Source organism: Prochlorococcus sp. MIT 1306 (assembly GCF_047304515.1).
Classification (GTDB): domain Bacteria; phylum Cyanobacteriota; class Cyanobacteriia; order PCC-6307; family Cyanobiaceae; genus Prochlorococcus; species Prochlorococcus marinus_D.
Genome location: NZ_CP138959.1, coordinates 944,195 through 960,785, shown reverse-complemented (window position 1 = coordinate 960,785; position 16,591 = coordinate 944,195). Strand labels below are relative to the sequence as shown.

General features: G+C 46.7%; 14 protein-coding genes. All 14 read left to right on the top strand.

All coding sequences use genetic code 11. From position 1 onward, the window contains the following. The first annotated feature begins 100 nt into the window (after nucleotides 1–100). A complete protein-coding gene (locus tag SIB74_RS04970) occupies nucleotides 101–475 on the top strand; it encodes a YkgJ family cysteine cluster protein (RefSeq protein ID WP_063395924.1) in 375 nt (124 codons plus the stop codon). A 52-nt stretch (nucleotides 476–527) separates the two neighbouring features. Continuing rightward, on the top strand, nucleotides 528–827 hold the full coding sequence (locus tag SIB74_RS04965; protein WP_063396026.1) for a TMEM165/GDT1 family protein: 300 nt from the start codon (nucleotides 528–530) through the stop codon (nucleotides 825–827). Between the two features lie 8 nt (nucleotides 828–835). Beyond that, complete coding sequence (locus SIB74_RS04960; protein WP_063395925.1) at nucleotides 836–1,144, top strand: TMEM165/GDT1 family protein; 309 nt, start codon at nucleotides 836–838, stop codon at nucleotides 1,142–1,144. Between the two features lie 118 nt (nucleotides 1,145–1,262). Then, nucleotides 1,263–3,656: an RNB domain-containing ribonuclease gene (locus SIB74_RS04955; protein WP_063395926.1), complete on the top strand. Its 2,394-nt coding sequence runs from the start codon at nucleotides 1,263–1,265 to the stop codon at nucleotides 3,654–3,656. 3 nt (nucleotides 3,657–3,659) lie between these two features. Beyond that, nucleotides 3,660–4,268: a flavin prenyltransferase UbiX gene (locus SIB74_RS04950; RefSeq protein ID WP_011130145.1), complete on the top strand. Its 609-nt coding sequence runs from the start codon at nucleotides 3,660–3,662 to the stop codon at nucleotides 4,266–4,268. Continuing rightward, nucleotides 4,265–4,798 carry a hypothetical protein gene (locus tag SIB74_RS04945; protein ID WP_074159134.1) on the top strand — a complete coding sequence of 178 codons (534 nt, stop codon included), beginning with the start codon at nucleotides 4,265–4,267 and terminating at the stop codon, nucleotides 4,796–4,798. Before SIB74_RS04950 ends, SIB74_RS04945 begins: the two co-directional genes overlap by 4 nt. A gap of 78 nt (nucleotides 4,799–4,876) precedes the next feature. Continuing rightward, a complete protein-coding gene (locus SIB74_RS04940) occupies nucleotides 4,877–5,386 on the top strand; it encodes a DUF2996 domain-containing protein (protein ID WP_063395928.1) in 510 nt (169 codons plus the stop codon). Between the two features lie 153 nt (nucleotides 5,387–5,539). Further along, on the top strand, nucleotides 5,540–7,000 hold the full coding sequence (locus SIB74_RS04935) for a TldD/PmbA family protein (protein WP_231906079.1): 1,461 nt from the start codon (nucleotides 5,540–5,542) through the stop codon (nucleotides 6,998–7,000). Continuing rightward, a complete protein-coding gene (locus SIB74_RS04930; protein ID WP_063395929.1) occupies nucleotides 7,000–8,388 on the top strand; it encodes a TldD/PmbA family protein in 1,389 nt (462 codons plus the stop codon). Before SIB74_RS04935 ends, SIB74_RS04930 begins: the two co-directional genes overlap by 1 nt. A gap of 2 nt (nucleotides 8,389–8,390) precedes the next feature. After that, the gene (gene fmt / locus SIB74_RS04925) at nucleotides 8,391–9,419 is read left to right on the top strand and encodes a methionyl-tRNA formyltransferase (protein ID WP_082818476.1); all 1,029 of its coding nucleotides are present in this window, start codon (nucleotides 8,391–8,393) and stop codon (nucleotides 9,417–9,419) included. Nucleotides 9,420–9,872: 453 nt separating this feature from the next. Then, on the top strand, nucleotides 9,873–10,355 hold the full coding sequence (locus SIB74_RS04920; RefSeq protein WP_231906072.1) for a hypothetical protein: 483 nt from the start codon (nucleotides 9,873–9,875) through the stop codon (nucleotides 10,353–10,355). An 890-nt stretch (nucleotides 10,356–11,245) separates the two neighbouring features. After that, nucleotides 11,246–12,556, top strand: coding sequence for an aromatic ring-hydroxylating dioxygenase subunit alpha (locus SIB74_RS04915; RefSeq protein WP_063395932.1), 1,311 nt, complete (start codon nucleotides 11,246–11,248; stop codon nucleotides 12,554–12,556). 147 nt (nucleotides 12,557–12,703) lie between these two features. After that, on the top strand, nucleotides 12,704–16,285 hold the full coding sequence (gene mfd / locus SIB74_RS04910; protein WP_063395933.1) for a transcription-repair coupling factor: 3,582 nt from the start codon (nucleotides 12,704–12,706) through the stop codon (nucleotides 16,283–16,285). Nucleotides 16,286–16,414: 129 nt separating this feature from the next. Beyond that, entirely contained in the window at nucleotides 16,415–16,537 is a 123-nt protein-coding gene (locus SIB74_RS04905) for a hypothetical protein (protein ID WP_255359773.1), read from the top strand. Nucleotides 16,538–16,591 lie beyond the last annotated feature (54 nt).

Below are 16,591 nucleotides of genomic sequence, written 5' to 3'. Positions count from 1 at the left end.
CTTAGAGATGATCCCTTTTGACTGGTAGAGAATACGAGATTGCGGTCACATAAAGTGTGACTGATTACTGACTCTGTGATGCCTTGTCACAGCATGAAGGATGAGCGATGCCTGGACGAAGTGGCAATGCATACAAAATTGCGGAGCCTGCTGCCGTCTAGATCCCACTGATCGAGGAGAAGCGATCGCAGTACTGAATGAAAGGCAGCAAGAGATTTATTTCGGGATGGTCAACCCCGACGGCTGGTGCAAGCATTACGACACTGGTGGACGTCGTTGTCGCATCTATAACTCCCGCCCTGATTTCTGCAGGGTTGGTTTACTGGCATCACTTTTCAATCTGCCGCAGGACAAATCAGAATCATTTGCAATCCACTGCTGCCGCCAGCAGATTCGATCTGTCTATGGCGGTAGAAGCCGAGAGCTACGAACCTTTGAACGTAGCCTGCGCCTGCCATTTCAAAAAGATGGTTAAGGCACCAACTTCTAAGGACACAATTCCAAAACCCGCTCCAGAGAACGGAGCAATGGGTTTCACAACGGTGTTGTTAACGACATTCACAACAGTCTTTTTGGCTGAACTTGGCGATAAAACCCAGCTAGCAACCCTATTGCTATCAGCTCAGTCAGGCCAACCATGGGTTGTGTTTCTCGGGGCTGCCCTAGCTCTCATCTCCTCCAGTTTGGTGGGCGTCTTGGTGGGTCGCTGGCTGGCTGAAATCCTGCCACCAGAACGCCTGCAAAAAATGGCCGGGGTGCTGATGGTGGGCTTGGGGTTATGGCTTGGACTACAAGCAACACAGTCTCTGCTAATCGCAAGCCAATAATTAAGTCTATGGATTTCACCCTGCTGTTATCGACATTCATCACAGTGTTCCTTGCCGAACTCGGTGACAAGACACAGCTGGCAACCGTAGCCATCAGTGGAACAACAAACAGACCTTTTGCTGTTTTTCTTGGTTCTGCAAGTGCTTTGGTCTTTGCAAGCCTGTTGGGGGCCATGGCCGGAGGATCGATGGCTGCTTTAATCCCTGAAAACCTTTTGCAATTGCTTGCTTCGTTAGGCTTTCTGATCATTGGCCTACGCCTTATGTTCTCAAACCTGAGTCTTTCTTCTGCAGAGGAGGAAGCCCCTGAGAAATAAATGCGACTAAATGTCTAGAATTAACTCATAGCCAATGTTGACTCTGCGCTGTCTTCGGATTCCTCTTTGGTGATGGCACCGCCGGTCATGAAGACTGGTCTTCTACCTTCCTATCTCAATGAAGTTCACGGTCGCTGACCTGCTTGACCAGTTACCCCCCACTGGGGGACTGGAGATCAAAAAACTAGAAAAAATTCTCAAGCTCACCACAAAGGCCGATCGCGACGGTCTTGAAACAGCCCTTCAGGCTCTCTTGAAGCTCGGCATTGTCAACAACGAAGAAGCCGGTGCAATAAAGCGTAGTGATGACGAGTCACTGATTGAAGCTCGTTTGCGCTGCAGCAGTAAAGGATTTTGCTTTGCCCTAAGAGATGATGGGGGAGACGATATCTATATTCGCGATCATCAGCTCAACCATGCCTGGAACGGAGATCGGGTACTAGTCCGCATCACAAGAGATGGGGGACGTCGAAGATCGCCAGAAGGTGGAGTGCAATGCATCCTCGAAAGGACCACCACCAGCCTGCTTGGTCATGTTGAACGCAAAGATCAAAAAATCCTTGCAATACCTCTTGATGACCGCATCTTTGCAACGATCCAACTGCCAGATGGTGATCAAGCCCATCTGAATGATGGGGAGCAGTCAAGCGTGGTGGAGGTGAAGCTTGATCGCTATCCCATTGCCCAGTTCCCCGCTGAAGGGCATGTAGCACGGTCACTTCCCTTGAATGGAGGCCACTCAAGTGATCGTGATCTTCTTCTTACCAAAGCCAACCTTCAAGATCGACCTGCTCCACCACGCAGCAGCCTAAAGACCCCAACGGCTAAACATCGGCAAGATCTGAGCTCGCAACCAGCGTTGCTACTGCGCAGCTGGCAGGTATCTGATGCGCCACCCCTACCAGCGGTCTATGTGGAGCCCCATGCAGGTGGCACACGTCTGTGGATTCATGCGCCTGCTGTAGCAGAACGTCTGAGTATTGGGAACAACCTGGATCTCTGGCTAAGAGATCGAGCGGAAGCTCTCTGCCTTGGCGAAGTTTGGCATCCCCTACTCGGCCAAATTCTTTCAAAAGCCTGTTCATTTAAAGTTGGGGAAATCAACGATGCAGTAAGCGTTGCTCTCGACATCTCGGCAGATGGTGAGGTGACTAATTGGCATTTCAGCCTTAGTTCAATCAAGCCAGTAGCCGAAATCGGACCTAAGACCCTCACAGCTCTTAGCAACAGGAAACCAAAGGCAAGAACAGTCCCTGCTGCTCTGAAGTCCGTTAAGGATCACTTAGCCCAACTCGAGACATTGATCTTTTGTGCTCATACATTACAAATGGGAGAACAGGCCAGTGGCTCTATAGAGCTGGATCTGGCTGTTCCAGAACTTCAATGTCTTGGCGACCTCCGCTGGGCAGACCCTGATTCATATCATCATCAATGGGCTCTTCCTCTTGATCAAACTGACCCCCAATCAGTTTTGAGCCCAATGATTAGAGCTGCTCATCGTGCCTGGGCGCAACATGCCCAGAACTTGCAACTCCCTGGCCTGGTGATTGAGGCTTCAGAAGCAGACAACAACGCCTTGAACGACGTTGCTAAATCAGCATTAGCTCTTGATATTGCCTTGGAACTTGATGAAGAAGGTAGTCCTGCTGCCACAGAGCTTGCAAAAGCATTTTCGACAACAGCCTGTCGAAGAGTGCTGGATCAGCAACTACGCCATGCACTGCCAGAAACTGTGTTAAGACTGGGAATTCATGATAGTCAGAAAGAGAATGGAAACATTGATTCCGAGCATGAAGACACAAAGACAAAGGATTCGAACCTACAATCACCTTGGTGCTGTCCAACTATCCATTACACCGATCTTGTTAATCAAGAGATCATAGTGTCACTTTTAAGTAACGGTAAAGATCGTCCAAATGTCCGACAAAAGGAAAAAGTGGTTCTGGGGTCCCGTGAATGCTGGCAACAAATCAAATGGCCACTATTCAGCACAAGCCAAGCAAAGAACCTCGAAGAAATCTGCAGTAAAAGCCTCGTGCATCGCCTCAACACACTGCGCCGTCAAGCTGAAGAGCTTCGACAAGACCTGATCGCTATGGTTCAGGCACGTATCGTGGAACCCCTTGTGGGGGAAGAGCATCAGGGGGTGATAAGCGGAGTTCAGAGTTATGGGTTCTTTGTGGAAATTCCACCTTCTATGGCAGAGGGCCTTGTCCACGTCAGCTCTTTAAATGACGATTGGTACGAATATCGCTCACGTCAAAACCGATTGGTGGGTCGGAAGAATCGCAAGATCTATCAACTTGGTGATCAAGTAAACGTGAAGGTTGTCAAAGTTGACGCCTTACGGAACCAAATTGACCTCGAAGTTAATGGATCAGCAATAACTGTTGAAGCCAATATGAATGTTAATTCTGATCTAACCAATCAAGCAACAACAACAAAAAAAAGTGAGGTCAAAGGCAAAATCACCAAGAATAATGAACAACTAGTCAGCTCAAGTGAGGCATAGTTTGTGGATCCCTATGTCCTTGCCGTTTCTGGAGCTTCAGCTCAACCTCTAGCTGAAAGATCGCTGCAGCTCTTGCTCGAAAACAACCGTGACGTCCATTTGATTTTCAGCCACGGGGCTCTTCAGGTGTGGAAAGCCGAAAGAGGAATTGAAGTCCCAGTGGATCCTTCTGATCAGGAGAAATTCTGGCGCGATCATCTACAAGTAAAAAATGGCAATCTGACATGCCATCGCTGGAATGATCAATCTGCCTGCATCGCAAGCGGTAGCTTCCGCACCCGCGGGATGGCAATCGTGCCCTGCAGTATGGGCACAATTGGTCGAATCAATGCTGGTGTATCAATCGATCTAATCGAGCGTTGTGCAGACGTTCACCTCAAAGAGGGGCGACCTCTGGTGATTGCGCCAAGGGACATGCCCTGGAGCATCATTCACCTTCGCAACCTCACATCACTTGCAGAAGCAGGAGCCAAAATTGCGCCACCAATTCCTGCCTGGTACACAAAGCCAAACACAATTGAAGAGATGGTTGATTTTCTTGTTGTGAGATTGTTCGACCTCTTTGATGAAAGGCTCGCCCCCATTAACCGCTGGAATGGTCCTTCACAATGACAAGACTGCAGAAGTACTTACTTTTGCCTTGCCTGAGTCCTCTGCTGGCTGTGGTTGTAGTAGCAGGTTTCAATCTCAACCAACCTGTCAACCTACGGATATTGAATTGGCGATCTCCAACCTGGACACTAGGTGGGTGGATGGTCCTTGGCAGCAGCGCAGGGGCAATTTTCGCCCTAACCACAAGTCTCTCCATACCACTAAGCAAAGACCCATTACATGATCATTTCCATCAAGGGGTAAGAGAGGCTTCGCCCAATACCAGCACCACGTGGCAACGAAACTGGCAGGCAGCTAACGATGAACCATCCCAATCAAGACCAAAGCATGATGAGAACCCAGAACGGGATTTAAGAGATCCATCTCCCACGGTGGCTGTGCCATTCCGAGTCGTACGAAGATCATCAGTAAGGCGACAAAAACATGTTGATAAATCGCCCCAGCGTCAACCTGTCGAGAGCAACGTTCCACATAGATATTCATCAACAGAAAATGATTCTTGGGGAGATTCACTCAGTGAGGACTGGTAAACCAAGAGCGCAACAAACTCAACAGATCGTTGAGTTTGTTGCAAATCTGATTAAAGTTCATTCGTCTGTACTGATCCAGTGAACGACAACGACAACCGAGTAAATCCTAATGCTGACGCTCAAAAGCCAGCTGAACAAAAACCAACTCTAGAGAATCCAGTGAAAACCAACCCCACTGAAGATCAACAGGAGGGAGCAAAGCCTCAAACCGCCAAACCTCCAGCTGCAAAGGTAGAAGACAAACCTTTTGAGACCTTTATTCATGATCACTTTCTTCCAAACATAAAACAGGCACTTACTGAAAGAGGTATGCCACCATCAACTCTTGAGCTGATTCAAGGAGATCGACCAGTTGTCGGTGATCCTTGCTGGATGGTCTGTGGTGAGATCCCCCTCGGTCGTCGCTTTTGGCTTTGCTTTGCAAGTGATTCAATCGCTTCTAAAAAGACTATTTCTCTAGCTGAGACTGGAACAGAACCGAGTCTCATAGAGCCATTCCTAATTGATGAAAAAAAGATGACATTGACTTTATTGCGCTCACGTCTGTTGCAGCGGCTCAATGGTCAGAAATGGTTGACTGCAAACTGAGCGACTGATTAGTTTCTTCAGGCTTTTAAACGTTTTTTCGCCGTTTCCAAAGCCACGATGCATAGAACAAAATAAGCATTTTTTTTGCGGTTCGCCTGGATCGGCGCTGTCCATCTACATATCTACGCAAATTTTCTCCATAATCAACGCAAGATGCAGGAGAAATGGTTGGTCTCGACCTACACCCCAGATCAAAGCCTGGTGCATAAGGCAGAAGCCTTTAATAGCCACTGGCAACCACAACTGGAATTGCTACTAGCGCGTGGTCGAACTGCCGGTGCTGATCTGGTGGAGGTCTACCTGGAGCAAATTGATCATCTCAGCGTCCTAGCTGAACAAGACACCATTACCAGTGTCAATCCATCCTTCGGTAGGGGTGCTGGGATCAGGGTGTTCCTGGGCAAACAAGATGGCTTTGTCAGCACCAATGATCTTTCAGATGCAGGCCTGAAGCATGCATTAGAGCAAGCTCTCAGCATGCTTGGGCTTGAGGTTAATGAGGCTGTTCACTCATCATTTGATGGTCTGCCGAACCTTCGTGATTTCGCCATCGATAAGGCCCACTGGCTCAACCAATGCCCAGAGCTGTATGAAGCAAGTGATCGCCTTCTAAATGGAACTCAATTGCTTGATCAATATGGAACCCATCTGCAGGTGCGCCGAGGCAGTTATGCCCGCGACTGGCAGGAGGTTCTCGTGGCTGCAAGTGATGGCACCTTTGGACGGGACATCCGCTTGCATCAGTCCATAGGGCTTAATGTCCTTGCTACAGATGGCGAGCACCGCTCAAGCATTGGTCGCCGTTGTGGCACATCGGGACGTCCAGACGACCTTCGCAAGTGGGATGCCGAAACGAGCGCCAAGGAAGTTTGCGAAAGCGCAGGCACGATGCTTTATGCCGATTACGTGGACGCCGGTCAAATGCCAGCTGTACTCGCCAACCGCTTTGGTGGTGTGATTTTTCACGAAGCATGTGGACATTTGCTCGAGACCACTCAGATCGAGCGCGGTACAACACCTTTCAGCGACAAGTTGAACCAATCGATCGCCCATGAAGCTGTAACGGCAATCGATGAGGGGATTACTGATGGGGCCTTCGGTTCCCTGAGCATGGATGACGAAGGCATGGAAAGTCAGCGAACGGTATTAATTGAAAACGGTGTGCTCAAGCAATTCATCAGCGATAGAGCCGGTGAGCTCCGTACCGGTCACCAGCGCACAGGCAGCGGCCGACGTCAGGCCCACACATTCGCTGCAGCTAGCCGCATGCGCAACACTTATATCGCCGCCGGCCAGCACTCACCAGAACAACTCATCGCCTCGATCGACCGAGGCCTTTACTGCAAATCAATGGGTGGAGGAAGCGTTGGACCCACAGGTCAATTTAATTTTGCCGTAGAGGAGGGATATCTGATCGAGAAAGGCAAGCTCGGCAAACCTGTTAAAGGAGCCACTCTGATTGGCGAAGCAAAGGATGTGATGCCACGGATTTCTATGTGTGCCAAAGATCTTGAGCTGGCAGCCGGTTTCTGCGGGTCAATAAGCGGTAACATTTTTGTCACCGTAGGGCAGCCTCATATCAAAGTCGATTCAATCACCGTGGGAGGGCGTTGATGATGTCCGAAATAAAAGGAGCAAATGCAATCGAACTCGACACTCATTCTCTACGGGATAAACTCAGTCAACTTGCTAGCCGCGAGAGGATCCACCAATGGGATTTAGGAGCAGCATGCAGCACAGATAGCTCTGTTCAAATTGATCGTGGCGAAGCCAAACAAATGAAGGGTGCGCAACGCAGCTCAATCACAGTACGTGTATGGAACAACAAAGGGCTTGTAGGCATCACAAGCACGTCAGATCTTTCAGAAAAAGGAATAGAGAAAGCGCTTATTGGTGCTCGTCAGGCAAGTGACTTTGGCAATGCAGATGACGTTCCTGCCTTCTCAACACTCGCTAAATCTCCGTTGCCAAAGCTAGAGCGACCTCTAAGACCAGCACAGGGAATTCAACGAATGCTTGAGGTTCTTAAAGAGGCCGAAGCTGATCTTCTTAGTCGACATGCTGCTATACAGAGCATTCCCTACAACGGTCTAGGAGAAGCAACCTACGAACGAGTTTATCTCAATAGCGATGGTGCGCTTCGTCAAATGAAGCGTAGTCAAGCCAGCCTTTACCTTTTTGCCCGCGCAGAAGAAAGTGGACGTAAACCACGTAGTGGTGGTGCAATTCGCCTTGCTCTAGGTAGTCACGATCTGGATATTGATGGATGTATTGATGAAGCAGCAGAACGAACAATCAGCCATCTTGACTATCAGCCGATCGACACTGGGTGTTATCTCGTCTGCTTTACACCAGAGGCTTTCCTAGACTTGATCGGTGCCTTCAGCAGCATGTTCAATGCCAGAGCAGTGCTAGATGGCGTCAGCCTCAGCCAACGAGAAACAATCGGGAAAAATATCGCCGTTCCATTCTTCTCCCTTCATGATAATGGCCTACATCCTGCACATGTAGGGGCCTCTAGTTTCGATGGTGAAGGCACACCTACTCAAAAACTTTGCTTAATCAACGGTGGAAGACTTGAGAGTTTCCTGCACTCGGAAGCTACCGCAAGGGCATTTGGTGTACCACCAACTGGCCATGCCGGACTGGGAGCAAAGGTATCAGTGGGACCAGATTGGTTTGAAGTGAGCAACACTGAAGGTCAAAACAGTGCAAATACTCATCTGCAACACAGCAACAGCAAAGAAACCTTCGTGTTAATCGAAGGGTTAAATGCTCTACATGCTGGGGTTAAAGCAAGTCAGGGTTCATTCTCTCTGCCATTTAATGGTTGGTTGGTAATCAAAGGGGAAAGGGTGTCGATCGAAGCAGCGACAGTTGCTGGAGACATCCGTAAGCTGTTGAATAGCATTGTGAATATGGAAGCTGAACAGGTGATCACACCTGGTGGGGTATCTCCTCATGTGTGGGTCGAAGGCTTATCAATTACTGGTGAAGCGTGAGGGTGCTGTTCTGGGGTACCCCCAGCTATGCAGTGCCAACTCTGGATGCCTTAAATGACTCAGGCTATGAAATTGTAGGCGTGGTGAGCCAGCCTGATCGTCGTCGTGGGCGTGGTAATCAGCAAATGGCCTCACCCGTCAAACAACGAGCAATGGATCAGGGGTTGCGTGTATTCACCCCTGAACGCATTAGGGATGAGGGCGACATTCAAGCAGAATTAAAATCACTAAAGGCTGATATTTCTGTTGTAGTCGCCTTTGGGCAGCTTCTTCCTTCAACAGTTCTCAATCAACCTCCTCTCGGTTGCTGGAACGGTCACGCTTCACTGCTACCCCGCTGGCGAGGAGCAGGACCGATTCAATGGAGTTTGCTAAGTGGTGACAGCCTGACAGGCGTTGGAATCATGGCAATGGAAGAGGGGCTTGATACAGGCCCTGTTTTAGTCCAGGAAAGGGTTTCTATCGGCTTACTCGAAAATGCGAATCAGCTGTCTAACCGTTTGAGCTCTATAACAGCAAAATTGTTTTTAGAATCAATGCCAAGGATTGCAGCAGCAGGCCCTGGAGTCGAATCGGAACGTTGGAAACAATTGGAAGTCATCAAACAGGAAGAGATTGAAGGTGACCCGACATATGCCCGAATGCTCTCGAAAAAAGACCACATTCTTGATTGGAATCAATCTGCAATGGATTTGCATCGCAGGGTTATGGGCCTTTATCCAAACGCATTCAGCAGCTGGAATAACAAAAGGCTGAAAGTACAAGCCACTGAGCCACTTGATGAGGAATTGAAATCCAAGCTTTCTGAAGAAGTAAGGCCACTGCTTGGACGCTGGCAAGATGGAGAACATGAACCAGGAAAGATCCTGGCTTGCGAATCCGATCTGGGCCTAGTCGTAAGTACAAAAACGTGCCCTTTACTCATTCGAAAAGGCCAATTGGAAGGCAAAAGCAAGGCACTTGGAGAGGTGTTAATACAACAATTACAAGCGACTGTTGGGCAGGGTCTTGGGGTGGGGTTCAACATCTAACTCAAGGGGTATCATTGCCAGATATCCTCCTTTAGCGTGTTTCAAAAATTGTCATAGATTCAAACCAGACTTGACCAATCCTGATTGGAGCATGCTTAGAAGAGCAATACCAAAAAGGCGAAAGAAATAGAGAAATCACAAACAGCGCAGTTATGAGTTGGTGTGGTCAATAATGCCCAGAAAGACTGGCTTTAGCCGTTGGTGATGCAGATCCAGGTAAAGTTGTGCCACACAGACTCAAATCGTTGCATTGTGCACGTATCGGGTTGGCAAGGTGGTGATCCTCTAGGAAGTGCCTTAGGAGAGGGACCGACAGCTGAGTCTGCAGAAGACCGAGCGATAGAAAGGCTGATCCAACGACTAGCCAACAAGACAAGCCTTCTCTATGATAGTGATTTAGTTGAGACTCAAGAAACTGGTTCAGATTCAAGCACTAATAAAAGATTAATCAGCGTGCCATTCCAAAAAGATGAGCAGAATCATCAACCAAACAATATAGAACAATTATCAACATCAGAGCATCAAGTATATAATCAAATGGACCCCGAAGACTGGAGTGATGAATTGGCAGCAATAGATCATGAGCTGCAAAGAGTCGGATGGGATAGAGATCAGGAGATGCTTTACCTGCAGAAGTGCTTTGGTCACTCAAGTCGTCATCGCATCACTCGCTACAGTGAGTTAAATTCCTATCTTAATCAACTAAAAGAATTAAAGCCTGGTGAAGGCCCTAATGAGGCTGGTAAACCATTACGCCGAACAGATCTTCTGAACCAATGTGATCAATTACTCGAGAAACTTAGATGGACACCAGAGCAAGGCAGAAGATACCTACAAGAGCAACTAAAAGCGAGAAGTCGACAACAATTAAATGATCAACAATTGCTCAGTTTCAACATGCTGCTAGAAGCAGAGCTGATATCAAATATGCAATAGTGAACATAAAAGTATTGTCAGCATGATTCGTATATGTTGACTGTTTGATAAAGAAAAAAACTTAAAGATAGCGATCATTGAGGCAGCAAATAGTAAATATATCGTCCAAAGCTTTATAAAACATAGAGAGGGGCATCAATGCAGACAAACTAAGACTGACTTTTAAGTTCGCATGGAACTAATATGCACAAACGTTAAAAGCTCAAAAGATAAATTCAAGGGGTATCAATTCTCTAGGTCAATATGAGCTTGAAAGACAATCAGAATTTGAAGCCTGAAAGCAAGGGTGAAAGCCTATACAATAAGGTTTTGAGCATGCGGAACAATTAGTACGACCCATCCTGTTACACCGGAAAGAATCAATGGCACGGAATCGGGCCTCAGGGAATATTGTCTTACACCATCTTATGAATCTAAAACTCTTAAGCTGACAAAAGATCCACAATAAGTTGTTGTAATCAGTTGAAGCTTAATTAGAAGGAGTACATAAGAGTTAAACTGCCAATTGAAATCCAGGCAAAGAGATACTGCTAGTCTGTTCGTTGATTATTCAGCGTTGGTATATTGCATGAATTGTTAGCGTTAAAGAGTTTTATCCTGAATAATCAACTGGGTTGTCAAAATTCGAAGGAGCCGCAACCCGTGCCGTCAAGGCAGGAAAGATCTACCAGAAAGCGGTGAGCCAAGTGCTCTGAAGCTCCTGTCAGGGGGTTGAGACCCTGGGGGGCACCCGTGTGAGCGCCTGCAGCGCAACAGTTTACGAGTCATAACGTCGCATCCAAGAGGCCAATGAGAAGCTCAACAGAATATCAATATTATTACGCCATAACTGCAGAATTTACAAACCAGATGCCTGCACGATAAAATCGAATTAATAAAAAAAGACCAAGTTGACCGTTGAGTCTCCAATCGAGAAAGCCATACGTCCTTCAGTAGGCCTACTGGGTTGGTATTCCGTCTGTGCTAGTAAGTTATTAAAAGAAGATGAATTATATCATCTGTCCATGTTTAATGAGCCATTAGTAATATACAGAGACAAGAATAATAAACCGAGATGTATCAAAGATTCATGCCCTCATCGATCGGCATCTTTTCGTGGAGGAGAAAATAAAAACGGTGAAATCGTTTGTCCATATCATGGGGCTCGCTATACGCCATCCTGCAATCAGGATGGATCAGATAGAATAACATGCAACCATATTATTGACTCTCATTATGATAACTTCGCGAAACATTTACACCTGAGGCAATATCCCTGTGTAGAGCAAGGTGACTATATATATATTTATTATACAGGAGAAGCACAGCCTAGCCCAAAAGATTTTCAGATAAAATCTCACCTAGAGAATAGCCTTCCAGAGGCATATGGCTTTGACTTGAAAGATTACGAATATGAAGAAGTATTTATAGACTTTAAATGCGATTGGTCTCGTATCATAGAAAATCATTTGGACATCTTACATATCTTTTGGCTACATGGTAATACATTGCCAGGAAATGATGTCAATAGAAAAACAATTAAAAGCTTCAATCAGTCAATTAATAAGGACGAATATCATCTTCGAAGCGTCTATCATGAGAAAGAAAATAAAAAGGATGAATTTATTTCTCAAATCTTTATCCCTCCTGGTCGTGTGATTATTTTCAAGGGGGAAACTGAGCAGGCAAGATATGTACAAGTTTTAGATCATATCCCCTTATCACATAATAGAGCACGAATCATTGTTCGTCATTATAGAAAGTTTCTTAGGAATAAGCTTCTTTGCAAATTACTTCTCTTTAAACAAAGGCAGCAAAAAGTTTTTTATAAAATTTTCTCGGAAGATTATCTCGTCTTACAAACTCAAACATTTAATGAGCAGATGGGATACATGAATCAAGAACAAAACAAACTTTTAGCAGAAGATAAGATGATTAAACTTTTTTGGGATTGGCATCAACACTCAATTGAGAAAGAACACCCATGGGATATACACCCCACAACCGCACATACAAATACAATTCATCAAGATATGTTGATGCAATACCCTCCCGCAAACCTTCAGTTATCTCATGATATTAAACGTATAATCGATCGTAAAGTAGCCGTTCGCCTATTCTCTATAATTCTCATCATACTCGCGTTCATTTTTGCGCCAGACTTAGTTCAACAAATAAAGTCTGGTAATGTTTCAATCCCCATGGTTGGAACTCAAGAATAGAGATCATAATTTTCTAGAGATTTTGATTTTTATTGATATGAGTTCTGTTCAAGAATTAGGCCTTACCTAACAATTGAACAAAACACTTCACTTGGACCTCACAAGCTATATTTATAACTTGTCAATTTTGATGATTATTTAGCAACCATGCCTCTGAGCTCATTAGTTCGTCAGCTTCAGAAGTCGACTCTCACTGGTGAGTTGGTGGACAGAAGTAATCGAAATGACCGCTTACTGATGCGTGGAGCCGGGCGAGTCGGGCGCGCATTAATTGCAAGTGCAATAGCTCGTAAGCAGAGCCGTCCACTGGTTGTGATCGTACCGACACTAGAAGAGGCGAATCGCTGGTCTTCGCTGCTTGCAATGATGGGTTGGTCGCATAATCATCTCTACCCAACAAGTGAAGGCTCACCTTATGAGCCATTTGACCCAACAACAGAAATCGTCTGGGGGCAATTGCAGGTTCTAAGTGAACTTCTTGGAGAATCAACCAAAAGTTGGGATCGAGCCATTGTGGCCACAGAAAGAGCTTTGCAGCCACATCTACCTCCTGTTGATGCACTCGCATCACAGTGTGAAATACTCTGTCGTGGAGAGCATATAGACCTGGAAAGCTTAGCCAATACTCTTACCAAGCTTGGATATGATCGAGTTACAGCCGTTGATCAGGAAGCTACCTGGAGTCGTCGTGGTGACATCGTTGATATATTTCCAGTAAGCAGTGAATTACCAGTTCGCCTGGAGTTATTCGGCGATGAACTTGACAAATTAAGAGAATTCGACCCAGTCAGTCAACGTTCCCTGGATGAAGTTAATGAGCTTTGCCTAACTCCTTCAGGGTTTAGTCCATTAATTGCTCATCAACTACGACAGTCCATGCCCGATGGGCTTGACCGTCTTGTTAGTAAGGAGACTTTAGATCAACTATTCGAAGATTCTACACCAGATGGTATAAGAAGGTTAATGGGTATTGCATGGAACAAACCTGCCTCGCTACTTGACTACATTCCTGCCAGCTCATTTATCGCAATAGATGAGAAGCGTCATGGCTCTGCACATGGAAAGCTATGGCTTCAACATGCAGAAGAACATCACATTGATGTCGGTCAATCAATGGGCTTGTCCATTGATGAACAAAAAAAGTATTGGCCTCCATTGCTTCATCGCAGCATCGAAGAAAGCTATGCAAACACAGATGGCTTTGCTGGCATTGATCTTGCCGAACTCCATGAAGACGATGGTTATGCAAATAGTTTTGATCTTGCCAGTCGCCCAATTCCAGCCAACCCAAACCAATTCGGCAGGTTAGGAGAGCAAATCAAAAATTATCAAAAAGAACATCATCCCGTTTGGCTTTTATCAGCGCAACCAAGCCGTGCTGTGGCTCTTCTTGAGGAGCATGACTGCATCACACGCTTCGTCCCAAACGCTAAAGATCACCCAGCCATTGAACGTTTGCTCGAGCAAAATACCCCAGTAGCATTAAAGACAACTGGTTCTGTGGATTTAGAGGGGCTGATCTTGCCAGCCTGGCGTGTTGTTTTGATGACTGACCGTGAATTTTTTGGTCAAAAAACCCTTGGCTCTACCGGTTATGTTCGACGACGACGACGGGCAACGAGTCGTACTGTTGACCCCAATAAAATGTGCACTGGGGACTTCGTCGTGCATCGCAATCACGGCATCGGTCGTTTTCTGAAGTTAGAAAAGCTGGCCATCAGTGGTGAGGTCCGTGACTATTTGGTTATCGAGTATTTGGATGGAACACTCAGCGTGGCCGCCGATCAGCTCGGCAGCCTTGGTCGCTATCGATCAACAAGTGAATCGCCACCAAAACTCAATCGCATGGGAGGAACAGCGTGGCAAAAAATTAAAGAGCGAACCCGAAAGTTAGTTCGCAAAGTTGCGATGGATCTGGTCAAGCTCTATGCAGAGCGACTCCAGGCCCCTGGATATGCCTTCCCACCAGATGGACCATGGCAGATTGAACTAGAAGAGTCTTTTCCCTATGAACCAACACCTGATCAGGTGAAGGCAGTCGTTGATGTAAAACGCGATATGGAAGCAGCACAACCTATGGATCGGCTTGTGTGCGGAGATGTTGGTTTCGGGAAAACGGAAGTAGCAATACGAGCGATCTTCAAAGCAATCACGTCTGGACGCCAGATAGCCATGCTTGCCCCCACAACAGTGCTAGCCCAACAACACTGGAGAACACTTTCAGACCGCTTTGCTCCCTACCCAATCAAGGTCGCTTTACTGAACCGATTCAGAACAGGCTCAGAACGAAAATCAATACTTAATGGCCTCAAAGAAGGGACAATCGATGCAGTTGTCGGCACCCACCAGCTACTCAGTAAAAACACAACATTCCAAAAACTAGGGTTGTTGGTTGTTGATGAGGAACAGCGTTTTGGAGTCAATCAAAAGGAAAAGATCAAAGCTCTTCGTAAGGATGTAGATGTTTTGACCCTTTCAGCCACACCAATTCCGCGAACGTTATACATGAGCCTTTCAGGGGTAAGGGAAATGAGTCTGATCACAACCCCTCCGCCATTACGCCGTCCTATCAAAACCCACCTAGCTGCTTTTGATGAAGAAGCAGTTCGTAGTTCTATACGGCAGGAACTTGATCGAGGCGGACAGGTGTTCTATGTCGTTCCTCGTGTTGAGGGTATTGAAGATGTAGCCAGTCAACTTCAACAGATGCTGCCCGATTTGAAGTTGTTGGTAGCCCATGGTCAGATGGCAGAAGGCGAACTTGAGAGCTCGATGGTCGCCTTTAATGCAGGGGAGGCCGACTTGATGCTATGCACCACGATCGTTGAAAGTGGCCTCGATATCCCACGTGTGAACACTATCCTCATTGAGGATGCTCATAAATTTGGACTAGCACAGCTCTACCAACTACGTGGACGTGTGGGTAGAAGCGGTGTTCAAGCGCATGCATGGTTGTTCTATCCGGGTGACGCATCCCTCAGTGATGCCGCTAGACAACGCCTAAGAGCAATCCAAGAATTTGCACAGCTAGGCAGTGGCTATCAATTAGCCATGCGAGACATGGAAATCCGTGGTGTGGGAAACCTTCTCGGGGTTGAACAAAGTGGACAAATGGAAACCATTGGTTTCGATCTTTACATGGAAATGTTGCAGGAATCACTTGCTGAAATCCAAGGACAGGGCATTCCATCTGTAGATGACACTCAAATCGATCTACCGGTAACAGCATTCGTGCCAGCGGAATGGATTGTTGATGGTGACGAAAAGATCGCTGCTTACCGAGCTGCAGCAAATTGTGCTTCTCATGAATCACTGATTGAATTGGCAGCTAGCTGGACAGACCGCTACGGAGCCATTCCTGGTCCTGTGCAATCACTTCTTCAACTCATGGAGCTCAAACTCTTAGCTCGTCGCTGCGGGATCTCGAGAATTAAGCCAGAAAAGCCAAATATTGCGATGGAAACGCCGATGGAGGAGCCCGCCTTCAGGCTACTTAGACAAGGTTTACCGCAACACCTGCACGGCCGACTGATTTACCAGGCTGGAAGTGGAAATAAAGCCAAGGTGCTGGCAAGAGGTCTAAGCGTCTTGCCTATGGAAAAACAGCTTGAACAACTGATGGAGTGGTTGCGTCTCATGGCCACTCAGATTCCTTGCGAGGATGGATTAACTGCAATTCAGCAAAAGCAGCAAGCCGTAGAGCGAGACGAGGCTGTCATTACGCCCTAAGCCCTTCTCGCGCAACTATATTAAGAAGTCTTTACAAAAACGCAATTCTTCGTTACATTTGCGCAAATAGCGAAAACTGCTTTGGGGGAATTCACTGAGATCGGGAGCAATCAGGGAATCATGGGATTCATGAGCGGATTATTCAGTCTCGCCGCCATTGCCATTTTTGCTTTTCTTCAAAGCGAAGCAGAAAACGATGACGACGACTCGAATTCAGGTGGGGATGGTGGCTTAATGCAACCTGTTACTTAGAGATTAAACAGCAAGTAATTATTATGTGCTCGACACATCCTGCAAGATCATAAA

What these genes read in the sequence shown, in the direction of transcription:
- SIB74_RS04970 (WP_063395924.1), top strand. Translation starts at nt 101, where the DNA reads ATGAGCGATGCCTGGACGAAGTGGCAATGCATACAAAATTGCGGAGCC.
- SIB74_RS04965 (WP_063396026.1), top strand. Translation starts at nt 528, where the DNA reads ATGGGTTTCACAACGGTGTTGTTAACGACATTCACAACAGTCTTTTTG.
- SIB74_RS04960 (WP_063395925.1), top strand. Translation starts at nt 836, where the DNA reads ATGGATTTCACCCTGCTGTTATCGACATTCATCACAGTGTTCCTTGCC.
- SIB74_RS04955 (WP_063395926.1), top strand. Translation starts at nt 1,263, where the DNA reads ATGAAGTTCACGGTCGCTGACCTGCTTGACCAGTTACCCCCCACTGGG.
- SIB74_RS04945 (WP_074159134.1), top strand. Translation starts at nt 4,265, where the DNA reads ATGACAAGACTGCAGAAGTACTTACTTTTGCCTTGCCTGAGTCCTCTG.
- SIB74_RS04935 (WP_231906079.1), top strand. Translation starts at nt 5,540, where the DNA reads ATGCAGGAGAAATGGTTGGTCTCGACCTACACCCCAGATCAAAGCCTG.
- SIB74_RS04930 (WP_063395929.1), top strand. Translation starts at nt 7,000, where the DNA reads ATGATGTCCGAAATAAAAGGAGCAAATGCAATCGAACTCGACACTCAT.
- mfd (WP_063395933.1), top strand. Translation starts at nt 12,704, where the DNA reads ATGCCTCTGAGCTCATTAGTTCGTCAGCTTCAGAAGTCGACTCTCACT.
- SIB74_RS04905 (WP_255359773.1), top strand. Translation starts at nt 16,415, where the DNA reads ATGAGCGGATTATTCAGTCTCGCCGCCATTGCCATTTTTGCTTTTCTT.